Origin of the sequence: Microcystis sp. M49636_WE2 (assembly GCF_030065375.1) — a bacterium.
GTDB classification, from domain to species: domain Bacteria; phylum Cyanobacteriota; class Cyanobacteriia; order Cyanobacteriales; family Microcystaceae; genus Microcystis; species Microcystis aeruginosa_C.
In genome coordinates, this window is sequence record NZ_JASJFG010000268.1 from 1 (window position 1) to 1,665 (window position 1,665).

General features: G+C 36.8%; 1 protein-coding gene and 1 pseudogene. Both read left to right on the forward strand.

Annotated elements, in window-relative coordinates; all coding sequences use genetic code 11:
* Positions 1-1,049: DASH family cryptochrome (locus tag PX484_RS06515; RefSeq protein WP_288103190.1), on the forward strand; the 1,049-nt coding region annotated here is incomplete at its 5' end.
* A 206-nt stretch (positions 1,050-1,255) separates the two neighbouring features.
* Positions 1,256-1,660, forward strand: a pseudogene (locus tag PX484_RS06520) (type IIL restriction-modification enzyme MmeI); the annotation flags it as partial.
* Positions 1,661-1,665 lie beyond the last annotated feature (5 nt).

A 1,665-nucleotide genomic window follows, 5' to 3' on the forward strand; every position in this document is an offset into this window, starting at 1 on the left:
ATCCTGATGATTTACCTTTTACCCTTAATCAACTGCCGGAATTATTTACTAATTTTCGTAAACAAGTAGAACGTCATTGGGAAATAAGAACAACTTATCCCAGTCCGAAAAAGTTGACAAAATTACCTAAAATAGATTGGGGAAATCTTCCTATTTTAAAGGATTTAGGCTTAACAGAACTAATTCTAGACCAGGGAGGTGTTTTATCATTTCAAGGGGGTGAAATAGCAGGAAAATCACGGGTTAAAGAATATATTTGGGATAGTGATTCCTTAAAAACCTATAAGGAAACCCGCAATGAAATGTTAGGGACTAATTATTCCTCAAAATTCTCAGCTTGGTTAAGTTTTGGCTGTCTTTCCCCCCGTTATATTTATGAGGAAGTACAAAAATATGAGCAAACAAGAGTAAAAAATGACTCTACTTATTGGCTAACTTTTGAATTATTATGGCGAGATTTTTTTCGATTTATTTGCAGTAAACACGGGAATAAAATCTTTTATAAATCTGGTTTGCAAGAACTTAATTTACCCTGGCTAGAAGATTGGCAAAGATTTAATCTTTGGTGTGAGGGAAAAACTGGTTATCCCCTTGTAGATGCTAATATGAGAGAGTTAGCTGCTACAGGATTTATGTCAAATCGTGGACGGCAAAATGTCGCTAGTTTTCTGACCAAAAATTTCGGTATTGATTGGCGTATGGGAGCAGAATGGTTCGAGTCATTATTAGTTGATTACGATGTCTGTAGTAATTGGGGTAATTGGAATTACACTGCTGGTGTCGGTAATGACGCACGAGGATTTCGTTATTTTAATATCCGGAAACAGTCGAAAGATTATGATCCCAAAGGTGATTATTTACGTCACTGGTTGCCCGAATTAGCCCTAATAAAAGGCGATAAAATTCACGAACCTTATAAATTATCTCTGGAGGAGCAAAAGCGTTATGGGGTGATTTTAGGGGTTAATTATCCTCGTCCTATTGTCGATTTTTTTCAATCAATTAAACACAACGAAAAAATTTATCTCGCCAAGTCGTTGCTGATTTGAGATATGAATCTTCTCTTGTGGGATTTTTAAAACCTAGACCCAAAATAACTTTTGGATACGATGCACAATTGCCATTCATACCTTGATTCAGCAACGCCTCGAATTGGCATAGGCTTGACTTCGATTTCAACTCGGTTCCTTCATTTTATCGTGTAAAATGGTGATCGCACTACAACGCCCACCCTATTCCAATGGAAAGGCTATAGATGACTACTACTCTTGAAAGCTTACAGGAATTTATTGATTTTTGTCAACAGCACATTACTGGCAAAGAAAGGAAAGAAGCTCAGATTTTCCTAGACCGTTTCTTTCGAGCTTTTGGTCATAAAGGTGCGTTAGAAGCGGGTGCAACCTATGAGGAGGCGATTACTAAAGGTAGCAAGAAAGGTAAAACGGGATTTGCTGATTTAGTTTGGAAACCTCGTGTTTTAATTGAAATGAAAAAGCGAGGAGAAGATTTAAGTAAGCACTATCCCCAAGCTTTTGAATACTGGAGTCGATTGGTTCCTAATCGCCCTCGCTATGTCTTATTATGTAATTTTGATCAGTTCTGGATTTTTGATTTTGATCTTCAAATAGATGAACCGATAGATCGAGTAAATCACAACAATTAGAA